Annotated in this window: 15 protein-coding genes; 9 read left to right on the plus strand and 6 right to left on the minus strand. The window is 73.2% G+C overall.

Annotated features, from left to right (window positions below; all coding sequences use genetic code 11):
- Positions 1-16: 16 nt before the first annotated feature.
- Positions 17-682, minus strand: a complete 666-nt coding sequence (locus ACZ47G_RS15775) for a response regulator (protein ID WP_465742888.1) — start codon at positions 680-682, stop codon at positions 17-19.
- An 82-nt stretch (positions 683-764) separates the two neighbouring features.
- Between ACZ47G_RS15775 and ACZ47G_RS15780 the strand changes: the two genes are divergently transcribed.
- Positions 765-1307 carry a MarR family winged helix-turn-helix transcriptional regulator gene (locus ACZ47G_RS15780; protein ID WP_465742890.1) on the plus strand — a complete coding sequence of 181 codons (543 nt, stop codon included), beginning with the start codon at positions 765-767 and terminating at the stop codon, positions 1305-1307.
- Between the two features lie 74 nt (positions 1308-1381).
- The gene (locus tag ACZ47G_RS15785; protein WP_465742892.1) at positions 1382-2797 is read left to right on the plus strand and encodes an MFS transporter; all 1416 of its coding nucleotides are present in this window, start codon (positions 1382-1384) and stop codon (positions 2795-2797) included.
- 372 nt (positions 2798-3169) lie between these two features.
- On the opposite strand, the gene ACZ47G_RS15790 is transcribed toward ACZ47G_RS15785, so the two are convergent.
- Positions 3170-3676: an ArsR/SmtB family transcription factor gene (locus ACZ47G_RS15790; protein WP_465742894.1), complete on the minus strand. Its 507-nt coding sequence runs from the start codon at positions 3674-3676 to the stop codon at positions 3170-3172.
- Positions 3677-3733: 57 nt separating this feature from the next.
- On the opposite strand from ACZ47G_RS15790, the gene ACZ47G_RS15795 reads away from it, so the two are divergent.
- The 5 genes from ACZ47G_RS15795 to ACZ47G_RS15815 all read left to right on the plus strand — a co-directional run bounded on the left by ACZ47G_RS15795 (position 3734) and on the right by ACZ47G_RS15815 (position 9625).
- Positions 3734-4651 carry a S41 family peptidase gene (locus ACZ47G_RS15795; RefSeq protein WP_465742896.1) on the plus strand — a complete coding sequence of 306 codons (918 nt, stop codon included), beginning with the start codon at positions 3734-3736 and terminating at the stop codon, positions 4649-4651.
- A 376-nt stretch (positions 4652-5027) separates the two neighbouring features.
- Positions 5028-6110 carry a lactonase family protein gene (locus tag ACZ47G_RS15800; protein WP_465742898.1) on the plus strand — a complete coding sequence of 361 codons (1083 nt, stop codon included), beginning with the start codon at positions 5028-5030 and terminating at the stop codon, positions 6108-6110.
- Positions 6111-6313: 203 nt separating this feature from the next.
- Positions 6314-6991, plus strand: coding sequence for a FadR/GntR family transcriptional regulator (locus ACZ47G_RS15805; RefSeq protein WP_465743166.1), 678 nt, complete (start codon positions 6314-6316; stop codon positions 6989-6991).
- 59 nt (positions 6992-7050) lie between these two features.
- A complete protein-coding gene (locus ACZ47G_RS15810; protein ID WP_465743168.1) occupies positions 7051-8520 on the plus strand; it encodes an amino acid permease in 1470 nt (489 codons plus the stop codon).
- An 88-nt stretch (positions 8521-8608) separates the two neighbouring features.
- Positions 8609-9625 carry an asparaginase gene (locus ACZ47G_RS15815; RefSeq protein WP_465742899.1) on the plus strand — a complete coding sequence of 339 codons (1017 nt, stop codon included), beginning with the start codon at positions 8609-8611 and terminating at the stop codon, positions 9623-9625.
- A gap of 143 nt (positions 9626-9768) precedes the next feature.
- On the opposite strand, the gene ACZ47G_RS15820 is transcribed toward ACZ47G_RS15815, so the two are convergent.
- The 4 genes from ACZ47G_RS15820 to ACZ47G_RS15835 all read right to left on the minus strand — a co-directional run bounded on the left by ACZ47G_RS15820 (position 9769) and on the right by ACZ47G_RS15835 (position 13176).
- Positions 9769-11247: a SulP family inorganic anion transporter gene (locus ACZ47G_RS15820; protein ID WP_465742901.1), complete on the minus strand. Its 1479-nt coding sequence runs from the start codon at positions 11245-11247 to the stop codon at positions 9769-9771.
- 44 nt (positions 11248-11291) lie between these two features.
- Entirely contained in the window at positions 11292-11882 is a 591-nt protein-coding gene (locus tag ACZ47G_RS15825; protein ID WP_465742903.1) for a carbonic anhydrase, read from the minus strand.
- A gap of 212 nt (positions 11883-12094) precedes the next feature.
- The gene (locus tag ACZ47G_RS15830; protein WP_465742905.1) at positions 12095-12442 is read right to left on the minus strand and encodes a hypothetical protein; all 348 of its coding nucleotides are present in this window, start codon (positions 12440-12442) and stop codon (positions 12095-12097) included.
- A 461-nt stretch (positions 12443-12903) separates the two neighbouring features.
- Positions 12904-13176, minus strand: a complete 273-nt coding sequence (locus tag ACZ47G_RS15835) for an HPr family phosphocarrier protein (protein ID WP_465742907.1) — start codon at positions 13174-13176, stop codon at positions 12904-12906.
- 360 nt (positions 13177-13536) lie between these two features.
- On the opposite strand from ACZ47G_RS15835, the gene ACZ47G_RS15840 reads away from it, so the two are divergent.
- Both ACZ47G_RS15840 and pfkB read left to right on the plus strand, forming a co-directional pair.
- On the plus strand, positions 13537-14298 hold the full coding sequence (locus ACZ47G_RS15840) for a DeoR/GlpR family DNA-binding transcription regulator (protein ID WP_465742909.1): 762 nt from the start codon (positions 13537-13539) through the stop codon (positions 14296-14298).
- Positions 14295-15254, plus strand: a complete 960-nt coding sequence (gene pfkB, locus ACZ47G_RS15845; protein WP_465742911.1) for a 1-phosphofructokinase — start codon at positions 14295-14297, stop codon at positions 15252-15254. Before ACZ47G_RS15840 ends, pfkB begins: the two co-directional genes overlap by 4 nt.
- Positions 15255-15338 lie beyond the last annotated feature (84 nt).

Below are 15338 nucleotides of genomic sequence, written 5' to 3' on the forward strand. Positions count from 1 at the left end.
CCGGGGCGCGGGGCCGTCAGGAGCCGGTCTCCGCGAGGTAGGTCAGGACGGCCTTGACCCGGCGGTTGTCGACGTCGGTCGCGGGCAGGTCGAACTTGCCGAAGACGGCAGCCACGTGCTTCTCCACTGCCCGCTCCGAGACCACCAGCAGTCCGGCGATCGAGCGGTTGGAGTGGCCCTGGGCCATCAGCTCCAGGACCTCGCGCTCGCGGGCGGTGAGGGAGTCCACGCGGCTGCGCCGGCCGCCGTGCAGCAGGCCGTTGACGATCTCCGGGTCGAGCGCGGTGCCGCCCGCGGCGACCCGGTGCAGGGCGTCCACGAACTCGGAGGTGCGGGCCACCCGTTCCTTGAGCAGGTAGCCGATGCCGGCGGCGCCGCCGGCCAGCAGTCGGGCCGTCCAGGCGGTCTCCACGTGCTGGGAGAAGACCAGGATCCCGACCTCCGGCGTGGCGGCCCGGATCTCGACCGCGGCCCGGATGCCCTCGTCGGTGTGGGTGGGAGGCATCCGGATGTCCACCACGGCGACATCGGGCCGGTGCTCGCGGACGGCGGCGACCAGCTCGGGGCCCGTACCGGCGGTGGCGACCACCGCGCACCCGCGGGCGGTCAGGAGTTCGACCATCCCCTCGCGGAGGATCACCGAGTCCTCGGCGAGGACGACGCGGAGCTGCTTGTCGATCATGTCGCCATTATCGGGGTGGGCGGAGGAGGGCAGATGTACAGCAAGGCTGGACAGTCTGGACTGATGAAATTACCGTGGAGTGGTGACCGAGAAGCGAACCGCCCCAGCGATCCCCGACGGCCCGGCCGAAACCGCCGGCCCGGGCGGCCCGGTCGGCCCGGTCGGCCCGGTCGATTCCGTCGGCTCCGCCAACCCGGCCGACTCCGCAGCGTTGGCCGCCCGGGAGCTCCGTGCCGTCTTCAGCCGGCTGCGCCGGACCCTCCGGGAGAAGGGGCAGGGGTCCAGCGACCTCACCCCCTCCCAGACCGCGGTGCTCAACCGGCTGATCGTCGACGGGGCCGCCTCCGCGAGTGCGCTGGCCGCCGCGGAGCGGGTCCGTCCGCAGTCGATGGCCGCCACGCTGGCCGCACTGGAGGGGCACGGGCTGGTCGATCGCCGCCCCGATCCGGAGGACGGGCGTCGGCAACTGGTCGACCTGAGCGCCGCCGGGCTGGCGTGGATCGCGGACAGTCGTCGGGCCCGGGAGGAGTGGCTGGCCCGGGCGCTGAGGGAGGAGCTCACCGAGGCCGAGCGCGCCACCGTGCTGGCGGCGTTGCCCCTGATGGACCGGCTGAACCGGCGATGACCGGCCCGTCGACGCTGCTGGCACGGTTGCGATCCCGCCGCCAGGACCCGCCCGGCCCGACCGAGGCTGACGGGGTGGACAGCCGGACCGGGGCGGACGGACAGACCGGGGCCGACGGGGGCGGCCCGGCCGAGGACGGCTTCAACCGTCGGCTGCTCGCCCCGATGGTGCTGGGCTCGGTGCTGAACCCGATCAACTCCTCGATGATCGCGGTGGCCCTGGTGCCCGTCGGCACCGCCTTCGGGGCGCCGCCCGCCGAGACCGCCTGGCTGGTGAGCGCGCTCTACCTCGCCACCGCCGTCGGCCAACCGGTGATCGGGCGGCTGGTGGACAGCCACGGTCCGCGCCGGCTCTATCTGGCCGGGACGGCCCTGGTCGGCCTGGCCGGGCTGGTCGGCGCGCTCGCGCCCACGTTCGGGCTGCTGATCGTCGCCCGGGTGCTGCTCGGGATCGGCACCTCGGCGGCGTACCCGGCGGCGATGCACCTCACCCGCAGCGAGGCCGAGCGGACCGGCCGGAGCAGTCCGACCGGGGTGCTGACCGTGCTCGCGGTGGCCAACCAGACCATCGCCGTGGTCGGGCCCACGCTCGGTGGTCTGCTGATCGGGCTGGGCGGCTGGCGGTCGATCTTCGCCGTCAACGTCCCGCTGTCGCTGGCCTGCCTGGTGCTCGGGGCCGCCCGGCTGCCCGCCTCGGTACCGCGCCGGAAGGAGGGGGAACGGCTGGACCACGCGGGGATCGCGCTGTTCGCGGTCTTCCTGCTGGCGCTGCTGCTGTTCGTGATGAAGCCCGGCTCCGGGCGCTGGTACCTGCCGGTGATCGCCGTGCTGGCCGGTGCCGGGTTCGCGGTCCGGGAGGGCAGGGCCCGCAGTCCCTTCATCGACCTGCGGGCGCTCGCCCGCAACCGTCCGCTGGTCGCCACCTATCTGCGCCAGGTGCTCGGCTACACCGCCGCCTACGCCTTCCTCTACGGCTACACCCAGTGGCTGGAGGAGGGGCGCGGGCTGAGCGCCGCCTCCGCCGGGCTGGTGCTGCTCCCGCTGTCGCTCACCGCGCTCACGGTCTCCGGCGTGACCGGTCGCAGTCCGGCGGTGCGCGGCAAGTTGCTGGTCGGTGCGGCGGTCCAAATGGCCGCCTGCGCCGCCCTGTTGGCGGCGGGGTCGGCGAGTCCGGTCGTGCTGCTGATCGGGGTCGGGGTGCTCGCGGGCATCCCGCAGGGGCTGATCGGGCTGGCCAACCAGACCGCGCTCTACCACCAGGCCGACCCGGCCGGCATCGCCGCCGCGGCCGGGCTGCTGCGCACCTTCATGTACTGCGGGGCGATGGCGGCCTCGGCCGCGAACGCGGCCTTCTTCCCACGCGGCGCCACCACGGGAGGGCTGCACCACCTCGCGCTGTTCATGCTCGGTGGCGCGGCCCTGCTCTTCTTCCTGGTCCTCCCGGACCGCTCGCTCGGTCGGCTGGGAGGTACTTCCCCGGAGCGAAGTTGACGGCCAGACAGATGGATTGGCAGCCGGATCAGGCCGGCCGGTCGTCGCCGGAGGGACGGCCGGGCCAGGCGTGGACGCCGGGGGCGATCTCGACGGCCTCGACGGCCTTGACGGCCTCGACGGGGTGGGCGTCCCGGACGGGCTTGAGCCTGGTGCGCTGCTCGTCCAGCCAGCGCGCCGGAGCCCGGTGCGTGGCGTCCGAGGATCCGTGCCCGTACGCTGCGGCCGCCGTTGCGGGGCCCGGGTCGGCTGACGGCCGGCGGCTGGGGCAGGACAGGGGCAGGACAGGGGCACGACAGGGGGCACGACAGGGGAGCGGCAGGACAGCGGCAGGGGTGGGTCCATCGGTGCACACCGGCCCGAAGGCGCGCCCTACGCCCCGGCCTGCCGGTAGAGCGTGACCAGGAGGCCGTGCACCGGCTCGCCCTCCGGGTCCTCCTCCGTCTCGTCGACCAGTGCGGCCAGCGTCTCGGCGAGTCGTGCCGCCTTGGCCGGGCTGAGGCGCAGGTGGCGCAGTGTCAGGAGGTGGTCGGTGGGTGAGCGGTCCAGCTCCTGGGCGACGGCGCCGAGGAGCGCGGCCGTGCCCTCGGCCTGTGGTTCGGCGACGAGGAGGCGTTCGGCGCTCCGCCGGTAGTACTTCTCGGTGCCGCCGCGCACCCGTCGTGTTCCGGCGTCCTGGACCAGTCCCGCTTCGCAGAGCACCCGGAGGTGGTGGGAGACGCTGCCCTTGTTCACCCCGAGCTGCGCGGCGAGCCGGCTGATCGTCGACGGCCGGCTGCCGAGGGCGAAGAGCAGGCGCTGGCGCAGGGGGTGGGCGAGCGCGGTGTGCTGCAGTGGCGTGCTGATCGGCTGGACGTCTTCGTCTGGTTGGTGGCTCACCCCATCAAGCGTTAAGTACGGTTGACGCTTTGGCAAGTCGCTGGTGTACTCCCTGCCATGACCTCCACCACATCGCCACCCGCGCTGGACGCTCTCGCCGTCGTCGAGTCGATCGCCGACCTGGTCCGCGAGAACTACGTCTTCCCCGACGCCGCCCGGCAACTTGCCGCCCTGCTGCGGAGCCGCAGTGCCGAGGGCTCCTACCGGACCGAATCCGCCCAGGAGTTGGCCGAAGCCGTCACCACGGACCTGCGGTCCGTCAACGGTGACCTGCACCTGGCCCTCAAGTACCACGACGTGCCGGTGCCGCCGGAGCAGGGCGCGGCGGTACTCGCCGCGATGCGCCGGGAGTTCGACGCCTCCCTGGGCGGTGTCCCGCGGGTGGAACTCCTCGACGGCGGCGTCGCGGTCCTGGAGATCGCCTCCAAGATGTTCCCGCTGGACTGGGCGGCGCAGCCGCTGGCCGCCGCGCTCTCCCTGGTGGCCCCCGCCCGCGCCCTCATCCTGGACCTGCGCCGCAACACCGGCGGCGACCCGGACACGGTCGCCTTCGTCTGCGGCTACCTGCTGGACGGCCGCACCCACCTCAACACCATGCTCTGGCGGCAGGGAGAGGTGGCCAATCAGTCCTGGACGCCCCCGTTCGTACCCGGTGTCCGCTTCGGCGCCGACAAGCCGCTCTACGTGCTGACGAGCGCGAACACCTTCTCCGCGGGCGAGGAACTCGCCTACGACCTCCAGCAGCTCGGGCGCGCCGAGGTCATCGGGGAAGCCACCCGGGGCGGCGCGCACCCGCGCGACGGCTGGACGGTGCACCCGCACCTGGAGCTCAGCGTCCCCATCGCCCGCGCGGTCAACCCGGTCTCGGGCACCAACTGGGAGGGCACCGGCGTCCAGCCCGACGTGCCGTGCGACGCCGAGACGGCACTCGGCCGCGCGCAGGCCCTGGCCGTGGCGCGCCTGACCAGCGGGTAGTCGTCCCGACCGGCACGAGCGACGGCACCACTGCGCCGGCCGGCTCCTCCGGTTCGGGCGGCACGGACCCGAAGTGCCGTGATCTCGAAGTGCCGTGATCTCGAACTGCCGTGATCTCGAAGCGCCACGGGCTCGAAGTGGCAACCGGGCCGTTGCCTGCCTGCCTGCCTGCCCGCCCCGTCGCGCTCGGCCGTCAAGTGGCCTACCACGAACCGCTGTTGCCGTACTGAAGCGGCCCGCTCGGCGCGTTCGCTCCCGCGCTCGGCCTCCGGATAGACTCCGGAAACTCCTGGAGCTCGGAACCTCCCGCCTCGCCCCACGGCACCCCGGGCCCGCCAGGCCGTGCGCCACCCGGAGAGCAGAGAGTGAGACCTACGTGAACAATCCCCCGACCGCGTCGTTCGGCGGTCTGCTGGTCATCGGCAGCGCCGCTCCGGCCGACGTTCCCGGGGCGGGGCTCTGTACGGCCGGCTACGACGGCACCGGTGCCATGAGTCTCCTCGGGACAGTGCCGCTGGACCACCCCTCCTACGCCGCCGTCGACCCCACGCGCGCGGTCGTCCACGCCGTCCTGGAACGGGAGGCCGGAGGGGTCGTCTCCCTCCGAGTGGATGCCGGAAGCGGGTTCCAGGGGCGGCCCGTCGCCGCTGCCAGTGGTGGTGCGGGCCCCTGTCACCTCGCGGTCCACCCCAGCGGTTCGTACGTCTTCGCGGCCCACTACGGCGACGGCGTCCTCTCGGCCGTCCCCATCGGCGCGGACGGCACGGTCGCGACCGCCGAGCCGGTGCAGACCATCCGGCACCCGGGCCGGGAGGCCTCCGGCGGCCTGCTCACGTCCCCGCACGCCCACATGGCGGCCCCCTCGCCGGACGGGCGGTTCCTGCTCTGCACCGATCTCGGCACCGATCGCGTGTACGTCTACGCCTTCGACCCGGACAGCGGTCCGCTCAGCGCCCACCGGACGACCCAACTGCCGCCGGGCAGGGGCCCGCGGCACCTGGCGTTCCACCCGTCGGCCCGGTACGCCTACGTCCTGAACGAACTCTCGTCCACCCTGACCGTCTGCACCTGGGACGCGCTCTCCGGCCGCCTCGAACCGGTCGCCGAGATCGAGACCCGACGGGATCCGGACGCGTCGAACGCCAACTCCGCCGCCGCGATCGCGTTGTCCGGGGACGGTCGTTTCCTCTACACGACCAACCGCGGTGACGACGCGATCGCAGTCCACGCCGTCCACGACGACGGCGGGTCCGTGGACCTGCTCACCGCCGTTCCCTGCGGCGGGAGTTGGCCGCGCGACATCGCCCTCACCCCGGACGGCCGGCTGCTCTTCTGCGCCAATCAGCGCTCCGACACCATCACGGCGTTCCACCGCGACCTGGCCACCGGCCACTTGAGCCCGGCCGGCGAACCCTTGACGATCACCGAGCCCACCTCCGTCCTGCCGATCGCCCGCTGAGCGCGGGCACGGGCTGCCCGGCGGGTGAGCCGCCGGGCACCGACGGACTGTGAGCGTTCACCTCTGAGCCGTGCGAATGCGCCGCGCGAGTCATGTGAGCGTTACCAAGGTCTTGACACCGTCCGGCTGTCAGCCCCAGGATCGCCCCTGTGAACCTGTCAGACAGCCAGACAGCAGGGCCGGCGCCCCGGCGCGTGAGCGCGATGGAAGCGGTGTTCGGCCACCTGCGCAGCGCCATCGAGCGCGGCGAGTACGTCGTGGGGGACAAACTGCCCTCCGAAGCGGAGCTGTGCCGCACCCTGGAGGTCAGCCGGCCCGTGCTGCGCGAGGCGCTCCGGGCCCTCCAGGCCATGGGCCTGACCGTCTCCAAGACCGGCAAGGGCACCTTCGTCGTGGCCAACACGGTCGAGGACCCCACCTTCGGCGACTACGCCGCCAGCGACCTCCTGGAGGTGCGCCGGCACGTCGAGATCCCGGTCGCCGGGTACGCGGCGCTGCGCCGCACCCCGGAGGACCTGGACCACCTGACCCACCTGCTCGACCGGATGGAGCGGGAGACCGACACCACCGCCTGGGTCGCGCTGGACACCGTCTTCCACCTGGCGGTGGCCGAGGCCTCCCGCAACCCGGTCTTCCGCCGGGTCATCGAGGAGATCCGTGACGCACTGGCGCGTCAGTCGACCTTCCTCAACGAACTCGGCGGTCGGCGCGAGCAGTCCAACTGCGAGCACCGAGCGATCGTCGAGGCGCTGGTCGACGGTTCCGAGCCCGACGCGGTCGCGGCGATGTCGCACCACCTCCACCGCGTCGAGGCGACCCTCACCGACATCGTGCGTCCCAGGCGCACGGACACCCCCACGGAAGGCAGTGCCGAGGCGTGAGCGAGCAGTTCCTCGATGACGAGAAGCGCCCCACGACCCCTACGACCCCCGCGAACCCCATAACCCGCACGGCCCCCGCAAGCCCCACGGCCCCCGCGAGCGCCACCACCACCCCCACCACGCCCACCGCCCGCCACGTCGACGCCGGTGACGCCGGCTACAGCAAGTCCTTGAAGCCGCGTCACGTCAACATGATCGCCATCGGCGGTGCCATCGGCACCGGCCTGTTCCTCGGCGCGGGCGGGCGGCTCGCCGACGCCGGGCCCTCCCTGTTCATCGCGTACGCCGTCTGCGGAGTCTTCGCCTTCCTCGTCGTCCGCGCGCTCGGCGAACTCGTCCTGTACCGCCCGTCCTCCGGCGCCTTCGTGTCCTACGCCCGGGAGTTCCTAGGGGAGAGGGGCGCGTACACCGCCGGCTGGATGTACTTCCTCAACTGGGCGACCACCGGTATCGCCGACATCACCGCCGTCGCCACCTACGCGCACTACTGGCACCTGTTCTCCGACATCCCGCAGTGGGTGATCGCGCTCACCGCCCTGGCCGTGGTGCTGACCGTGAACCTCATCTCGGTGCGGATCTTCGGTGAACTGGAGTTCTGGTTCGCCATCGTCAAGGTCGGCGCACTGCTGGTCTTCATGGGCATCGCGATCTTCCTGCTGGTCACCCGACACCCGGTCGACGGCGCCGTCCCCGGCCCGTCCCTGATCACCGACAACGGCGGGATCTTCCCCAACGGCCTGATGCCGATGCTGCTGATCATCCAGGGCGTGGTCTTCGCCTACGCCTCGGTGGAGCTCGTCGGCGTCACGGCCGGGGAGACCGAGAACCCCGAGAAGATCATGCCGAAGGCGATCAACTCGATCATGTGGCGGGTGGGCGTGTTCTACGTCGGCTCGGTCCTCCTGCTGTCGATGCTGCTGCCCTGGAACAGGTACGGCTCCGGCCAGAGCCCCTTCGTGACCGTGCTCTCCCACATCGGCGTCCCGGCGGCGGGCGGCGTGATGAACCTGGTCGTCCTCACCGCGGCCATGTCCTCGCTCAACTCCGGCCTCTACTCCACCGGCCGCATCCTGCGCTCGATGGCCGTCAGCGGCTCGGCCCCCCGGTTCACCGCCCGGATGAGCCGCACCCAGGTGCCGTACGGCGGCATCCTGCTGACCAGCGGCATGTGCGTCCTCGGTGTCGGCCTCAACTTCGTCGTCCCCGCCGACGCGTTCGAGATCGTGCTGAACTTCGCGGCGATCGGCATCCTCGCCACCTGGGGCATGATCATGGTCTGCCACCTCCTCTTCTGGCGGAAGACCCGGGCCGGCGAACTGACCCGTCCCGGCTACCGGCTGCCCGGCTCGCCCTGGACCGAGCTGGTGACGCTGGCCTTCCTGGCCACCGTGCTGGTCCTCATGTACGCCGACGGCGGCGCCGGGCGCACCACCGTGCTGTGCCTGCCGCTGATCGTCGGGGCGTTGGTCGCGGGCTGGTACGCGATCCGCGGACGGATCGCGCGCGCCGCGGCCGGGGCCGACGGCTGATCCGCGGGCGGACCGGGGGAACCTGCACATCCGCCCCGGCCTCCTCCCCTCGAGGTCTCCGGCACATCCACCACCGATCGAGGCAGTCATGTTCAGCAGTCCCCAGGCGGACGCACCCGCGATCCGCGAGCCCCGCCACGCGCCCGTCGCCCACGTCACCCGCGGCGGAGTGATCGAGGGCATCCACTACGGCTCCGTCGTCGTCCTCGGCGGCGACGGCGAAGTCCGCTTCCGGCTCGGCGACATCGAGGCCGCCTGCTACCCGCGCTCGGCCCTCAAGCCGGTCCAGGCCGTCGCCATGGTCCGGGCGGGGCTGCCGCTCGACGGCGAACTGCTCTCGCTCGCGATGGGCAGCCACTCCGGTGAGGAGCGCCACCTCGCCGGAGCCCGGCGGATCCTGGAACTCGCCGGCCTCTCCGAGGACGACCTGCGCAACGTCCCGGACCTGCCGTACGACCCGGCGGTCCGCGACACCTGGGTCCGGGAGGGCCGCCCGCCCTCCCGGCTCGCCCAGAACTGCTCGGGCAAGCACGCCGCGATGCTCTACCTCTGCAGGCTCAACGGCTGGCCACTGGTGGACTACGACGACGCCACCCACCCGCTCCAGCGGGTGATCGCCGGGGTCGTCGAGGAACTGACCGGTCAACGCATCGCGCGGGTCAGCGTCGACGGCTGCGGCACCCCGTTGTTCGCCGTCTCACTGCACGGCCTCGCCCGCGCCGCCGCCCGCATCGCCACCGGCGCGCCCGGGACGCCCGAGTTCCGGGTGGCGGACGCGCTGCGCGGGCACCCGGAGATGGCCTCCGGCGCAGGCCGGGACGTGGCCGCGCTGATGCGCGCGGTACCCGGGCTGCTGGCCAAGGACGGCTTCGAGGGCGTGCAGGTCGCCGCGCTGCCGGACGGCCGCGCCGTGGCCGTGAAGATCGCCGACGGGGCGAACCGGGCGCGCGTCCCGGTGGCCGCGGCCGTGCTGGCCCTGGCTGGAGTCGATCCGCGGCTGCTCACCGGGTTCGCGGGGGAGCCGGCGACCGGCGGTGGCCGGCCGGTCGGCGGCGTCCGGCCGGTGGCGGCGCTCGACCCGTCGGCCCTGCTCGCCCCCGCCTGACCGGACCCACCGGTCCACGAAGAACACGAACGAGCGCCAAGGAACACGAAGGAGCACGAAGGAGCACGAAGGAAGAGCGCCCGCCCGAACGGCGCGCCGCCGCACCGGGGTTGTGGTGCGGCGGCGCGTCCCGGGTGCTCGGATCAGGCCGGACCGGCCAGTGCCGGGATCAGCCGCACGGCCTCGGGGGCCCGGGTGTTGTGACGTTCGGTCCAGGTGGTCAGCGCGGACTGGCAGGCGTGGTCCAGGTGCCGGAGCCGGGAGAGGTCCAGCTCCACCACGCGGTCGGCCGGCAGTGCTTCGAGGGTGTCCAGGAGCTTGGGCAGCCGGAGGAAGGTGGCGTTGCCGGTCAGCCGGACCCGGACCGCGCCGCCGGGCTGCTCCTCGGTGTCCACGTGCAGGCGGGACGTCTCCCAGGCCGACTTGACGACCGAGAGGCCCAGGCCGATCAGGACGCCCTCGAACATGTTGACCGTGACGATGGCCACGGCGGTGGCCGCGAGGACGAGCGCCTCCGCCCGGTGCTCGCGCCACAGCGGCCCGAACTGCTTGAACGGCAGGAGCTTGAACCCGGCGTGCACCAGCACCCCGGCGAGCGCCGCGACCGGGATGACGCCGAGGGCCGCCGGGAGCAGCGCGGCGAAGAGCAGCAGCCACACGCCGTGCAGCACGCGGGACGCCTTGGTCCGAGCGCCGGCCTGGACGTTGGCGGCGCTGCGGACGATGACCGCGGTCATCGGCAGGGCGCCGAGGGCGCCGCAGAGCGCGTTGCCCGCGCCCTGGGCCATCAGCTCCTTGTCGTAGTCGGTCCGCGGTCCGTCGTGGAGCCGGTCGACGGCTGCCGCGCTGAACAGGCTCTCGGCCGAGGCCACCAGCGTGAAGGCCACGACCGTCACGAGCAGCGCCGGGGTGAGCTGCTCGAACACCCCGCTGCCCGGCGGGTGGACGCTGTCCAGGAGGCCCTTGACCTCGACCTTCTTCACGGGGCGGTGCAGCAGCCAGACGGCGACGGTGGCGAGCAGCACGGCCATCAGCGCGCCCGGGACGGCGCGCACCCTGGCGGGCAGCCGCTGCCAGAGCACGATCACCGCGATGGTGCCGGCACCGATCAGGAAGGAGTAGCCGGCCGCGGGGGAGGAGAGGAGCCCGGCCAGCAGGCCGGGAAGGCCCAGCAGCTTGTCGATCCCGCCGGCGGGCGCCGACCGGCCGGCCATCGCGTAGAGCTGGCCGGCGATGATGACCAGGCCGATGCCGGCCAGCATGCCCTCGACCACGGCGACGGAGATCGCGCGGAACCACCGGCCCCAGCGCAGCGCGCCGAGCAGCAGTTGGAGCAGGCCGGTGGCGGCGACCACCAGGCCGAGGGCCGGCAGGCCGAACCGTTGGACGGTTTCGGCGACCAGGACGGTCAACCCGGCCGCCGGGCCGCTGACCTGGAGGCTGCTGCCGGGGAGCAGGCCGGTGACCAGGCCGCCGACGATGCCCGTGATCAGGCCGAGTTCGGCGGGTACGCCCGAGGCGACAGCGACTCCGACGCACAGCGGGAGGGCGACGAGGAAGACCACGACCGACGCGGTCAGGTCGTGGGTGAGCGTGGGAAGACTGGGGGTGCGAAAGCGCATGGGAGCCCTCATCCGGGGGAGTTCGGGGGTGGTGGGCCGCGGGGTCACAGCGGCAGGAAGACGTCGGTGCCGGGGCGGTGGGTGAGGACGGCGCCGGTGTGCACCTCGTAGAACCAGCCGTGCAGGCCGAGCAGGCCCCCGTCGACCCGGCGCGCGACGCTCGGGTGGGTGCGCAGCTTCTCCAGTTGGTCCAGCACGTGGCGCTGGGCCGGCGCGGCCAGGTCGTGGCTCGGCTCCCCGGCGGGCGTCAGCGCGGTGCCGTCGGCGAGCCAGTCGCGCACCGAGGGCACACCGGTGAGGTCGTCGCCCCGGACGACGGCGCCCACGGCGCCGCAGTGGGAGTGGCCGCAGACCACGATGTCGGCGACCCCGAGGACCTCGACCGCGTACTCGATGGTCGCGGCCTCGGCCGAAGGCGCGGAGGGGCGGTGCGGCGGGACGATGTTGCCCGCGGTCCGCATCTCGAAGAGGTCCCCGGGCCGGGCGCCGGTGATGGCGGAGGGGATGATGCGGGAGTCGGAGCAGGTGATGAACAGTGCCTGCGGGCTCTGGCCTTCGGCCAGCCGCCCGAAGGCGGCGGCCTTCTGGGCGGCGTGCCGGCGGAAGGTGCGGGCGTGGTCGATGAATCCTTGCATGTCGGTGCCTCGGGCCCTTCGGAAGTCGGATGGGAGCGGTGACTTCGGGACCGTGCCTGCTCGCTCGGTGCGGTGGCAGCGCGAAGCGCGGCGGCGGTGGCAGGCGCGAGCACTGCTGTGGGCCGTCGTGAGCTGCCGGGATGTGGGGCGGCGGGCGCACCCGTCCGGGGTGTCGCCGTGGTCGGGGAGCGTGCGGGCGCGGTCGGCGCCGATCAGCAGCGGAACACCTGGAGGACCGCGGCTCCGGGTAGTCTGCGCGCCCCGTGCGGCGGGGCGGGGACGCCGGCCGGCGACGGGTCGGCGGCGGCGGTGTCGTCGATCAGGGACGGGTGCAACTCCCGCTGGTACCGGGGGACTTCGATGCTCCGGTTCCGGGTCCAGCCGAGGCCGGGCGCGCACTTGGGGAGCGCCGCCTCCTCGGCGAGCTTCGCCTCCGCGACGATCCGCGGGCAGCGCTCCTCCCGGGTGAGGGCGGACGCGGTCTGGGACAGCACCAACAGGCCCAGCACGGCCACGAGGGCCACGGCCGTGGCGCCGATCACCCTCCTGACCAAGGACATTGCCGTTCCTTTCCCTGCCTGGGGGGATTTGTTGAACCGTCACCCATTCTGACGGCTGCAGGCAGGGGTGAGTTCCGGTGTGCCGTGAACGGTCCGTGAATCACTTCGGCCGACCGGTGATGATCCATGAACTGGCAGGGCGGAATGCGGGCGACCGGTGAATCCCTTGCGATGTGAACGTTAACTTGTTCGGTTCCAGCGCTATTTGGCGGCCCGTCAGATGCATCGCCCGGACGTCGGCGGGCCGGCCGTCCGCCCGGCGCCGGAGCGTTCCCACCGGCGCCGGGCGGATCCGGCTCAGATTCCCGACACCCTCGCCAGGAGGGCGGCGCGGACCGTGGCAGCCTCGGCCGCGGCATCGGCGACCGCCCTCGGTGCGGGCGGCGATGGCACGGGGGCCGTTCAGGCGACCGGGCCTGCCGCGCTGTCGGTGCGGACGCCGATCCCGCGCATCAGGTCGGTCATGCCGCGGCGTCGAGGTCGGAGGCGAGCAGCTCGGCGAGCGTCTTGAGGGCGTCCTCGGCCCCGTCGCCGGAGGCGGTGAGCTCCAGGGCCTCGCCGCAGCGGGCGGCCAGGGCGAGGACGGACAGCAGGCTGCGGGCGTCGACCGGCGCCTGACCCGGACGGCCGACGGTGACCTTGACCGGCTGCCGGGCGGCGGCCTGGACGAACCGTGATGCCGGGCGGGCGTGCAGACCGCTGCTGGAGCCGACGGTGACCTGGATCGAGTGCATGGGAGTCCTTGGAGGAGGCGGAGGAGATGGAGGGAGGCGGTCGCCGGCCCGGGTGGGATCCGGGTCGGCGGGAGAGCGGGGGCACGGCGGCCCGCGCGGAGGGTGAAGCGCGGACCGCCGTGGTCGGCGCCTGGTCCTGGCAGTACGGGGGCGGTCGCGGGGACCAGGCAGCCTGTGGTTTCACGCCCGTTGACGTGTTGTTTCGGTTGGTTCTACGCCCGGTTGTCAGCGGATGTCAACACATTCGGACGCATCTCCGGGAGTGGGCCGGAGGCGGAGTGAACACTTGCTTTTCCGTCCGAAGGGCGTATGGTCTGCCTTCACCAGGCGTAAACGGACATGAAACGGACCCAATCCCACATGTACGCACCCGAGCGGCAGCAACAGATCCTCCACCTCGCCCAGGAGCGGGGCCGGGTGGACGTGCCGACCTTGGCCGAGGACTTCGGCGTCACCCAGGAGACCATCCGGCGTGACCTGAGCGCCTTGGACAAGGCGGGCCTGCTGCACCGGGTGCACGGCGGCGCGCTCCCCGTCGGCGCACTCCACCTGGAACCCGGCCTGGCCGAACGGGACTCCACGGCCGCGGCGGAGAAGGAGCGCATCGCCAGGGCGGCCCTGGCCCTGCTGCCCGACGAGGGCAGCGTGATCCTGGACGCCGGGACGACCGTCTCCCGGCTGGCCGGACTGCTGCCCCTGGACTGCGCGCTCACCGTCGTCACCAACGCCCTCCCGGTCGCGGCCCGGCTGGCCGACCACCCCGCGCTGGCCCTGCACCTGATCGGCGGACGGCTGCGCCACCGCACCCAGGCGGCCGTCGACGCCTGGGCGCTGCGCGACCTGGCCGACGTCCACGCGGACGTCGCGGTGGTCGCGACCAACGGCTTCTCCCCGGAGGGCGGCCTGTCGACGCCGGACCTCGCCGAGGCCGCCGTCAAGCGGGCCATGCTCGCCGGGGCGCGCCGAGTGGTCCTGGTGGCCGACTCCTCCAAGTACGGCGCCCGCCACTTCGCCCGCTTCGGCTCGCTGGACCAGGTCGACGTCCTGGTCACGGACACTGGACTGACCGACGAGCAGGCCACCGAGATCGAGAACCACGGACCGGAAGTCATCCGCGCATGATCGTCACCATCACCCCCAATCCCAGCCTCGATCGCACCTACGAACTGGGAACGCTCACCCCGGGCGAGGTCAACCGCGCCGGGCACGACCGGCTCGACCCCGGCGGCAAGGGCGTCAACGTCTCCCGGGCGCTCACCGCCGCCGGCCACCGCACCACCGCCGTCCTGCCGCTGGGCGGCCTCTCCGGCGGGCTGCTCTCCGATCTGCTGCGCCGCCAGGGCATCGACGTCGCGGCACTCACCATCGCGGGTGACACCCGGATCAACGTCTCGATCGCCGAGGACGGCGGCAGCCTGACGAAGATCAACGCGATGGGTCCGGAGCTCAGCGCCGCCGAGTCGGCCGCGCTGCTGGCCCTCGTCCGGGACACCCAGGAGACCGGGCGGGGCACCGGGAACGGCGTCGACTGGCTGGCCTGTTGCGGCAGTCTGCCGCGCGGCCTGGAGCCCGAGTGGTACGCCGAGTTGGTGGCCCAGGTGCACTCCGGTGGCGCCCGGATCGCCCTGGACACCTCCGGCGCCGCACTGCTCGCCGCGCTCTCGGCCCGTCCCGACGTGGTCAAGCCCAACCGGGAGGAGCTCGCCGAGGCCGTGGGCCGCCCGGTGGCGACCGTCGGCGACGCCGTGGACGCGGCCGGGGAGCTGCGCAAGCGCGGCGCCCAGCAGGTCCTGGCCAGCCTCGGTGCGGACGGGATGCTGCTGATCGCCGAGGAGGGCAGCTGGTACGGGAGCGCACCGGTCGCCGCCGTCCGCAGCGACGTGGGAGCGGGCGACGCCTCGCTCGCCGGATTCCTCGGCGCCGGTGGCACCGGCCCCGGGGCCCTGGCAGCGGCCCTGGCGCACGGCGCCGCCGCCGTACAACTGCCGGGGAGCGTCATGCCCACCCCGGCCGATCTGGACCCGGCCGCCGTGGTCGTGACGGCGGACATCCCGCTCGAACGACCGCTCGGCGGTTGAGAACCGCCTCCTGCCGGAGGCAGCACGCCGGACCGTGTGGGACGGAACGGCGAACCATCCCGGGGGCAAGGGACATTGTCAGGC

The sequence above is a fragment of the Kitasatospora sp. NPDC030952 genome, from assembly GCF_055571335.1.

What these genes read in the sequence shown, in the direction of transcription:
- ACZ47G_RS15815 (WP_465742899.1), top strand. Translation starts at nt 8,609, where the DNA reads ATGTTCAGCAGTCCCCAGGCGGACGCACCCGCGATCCGCGAGCCCCGC.
- ACZ47G_RS15825 (WP_465742903.1), bottom strand. Translation starts at nt 11,882, where the DNA reads ATGCAAGGATTCATCGACCACGCCCGCACCTTCCGCCGGCACGCCGCC.
- ACZ47G_RS15795 (WP_465742896.1), top strand. Translation starts at nt 3,734, where the DNA reads ATGACCTCCACCACATCGCCACCCGCGCTGGACGCTCTCGCCGTCGTC.
- ACZ47G_RS15840 (WP_465742909.1), top strand. Translation starts at nt 13,537, where the DNA reads ATGTACGCACCCGAGCGGCAGCAACAGATCCTCCACCTCGCCCAGGAG.
- ACZ47G_RS15805 (WP_465743166.1), top strand. Translation starts at nt 6,314, where the DNA reads ATGGAAGCGGTGTTCGGCCACCTGCGCAGCGCCATCGAGCGCGGCGAG.
- ACZ47G_RS15835 (WP_465742907.1), bottom strand. Translation starts at nt 13,176, where the DNA reads ATGCACTCGATCCAGGTCACCGTCGGCTCCAGCAGCGGTCTGCACGCC.
- ACZ47G_RS15775 (WP_465742888.1), bottom strand. Translation starts at nt 682, where the DNA reads ATGATCGACAAGCAGCTCCGCGTCGTCCTCGCCGAGGACTCGGTGATC.
- pfkB (WP_465742911.1), top strand. Translation starts at nt 14,295, where the DNA reads ATGATCGTCACCATCACCCCCAATCCCAGCCTCGATCGCACCTACGAA.
- ACZ47G_RS15820 (WP_465742901.1), bottom strand. Translation starts at nt 11,247, where the DNA reads ATGCGCTTTCGCACCCCCAGTCTTCCCACGCTCACCCACGACCTGACC.
- ACZ47G_RS15830 (WP_465742905.1), bottom strand. Translation starts at nt 12,442, where the DNA reads ATGTCCTTGGTCAGGAGGGTGATCGGCGCCACGGCCGTGGCCCTCGTG.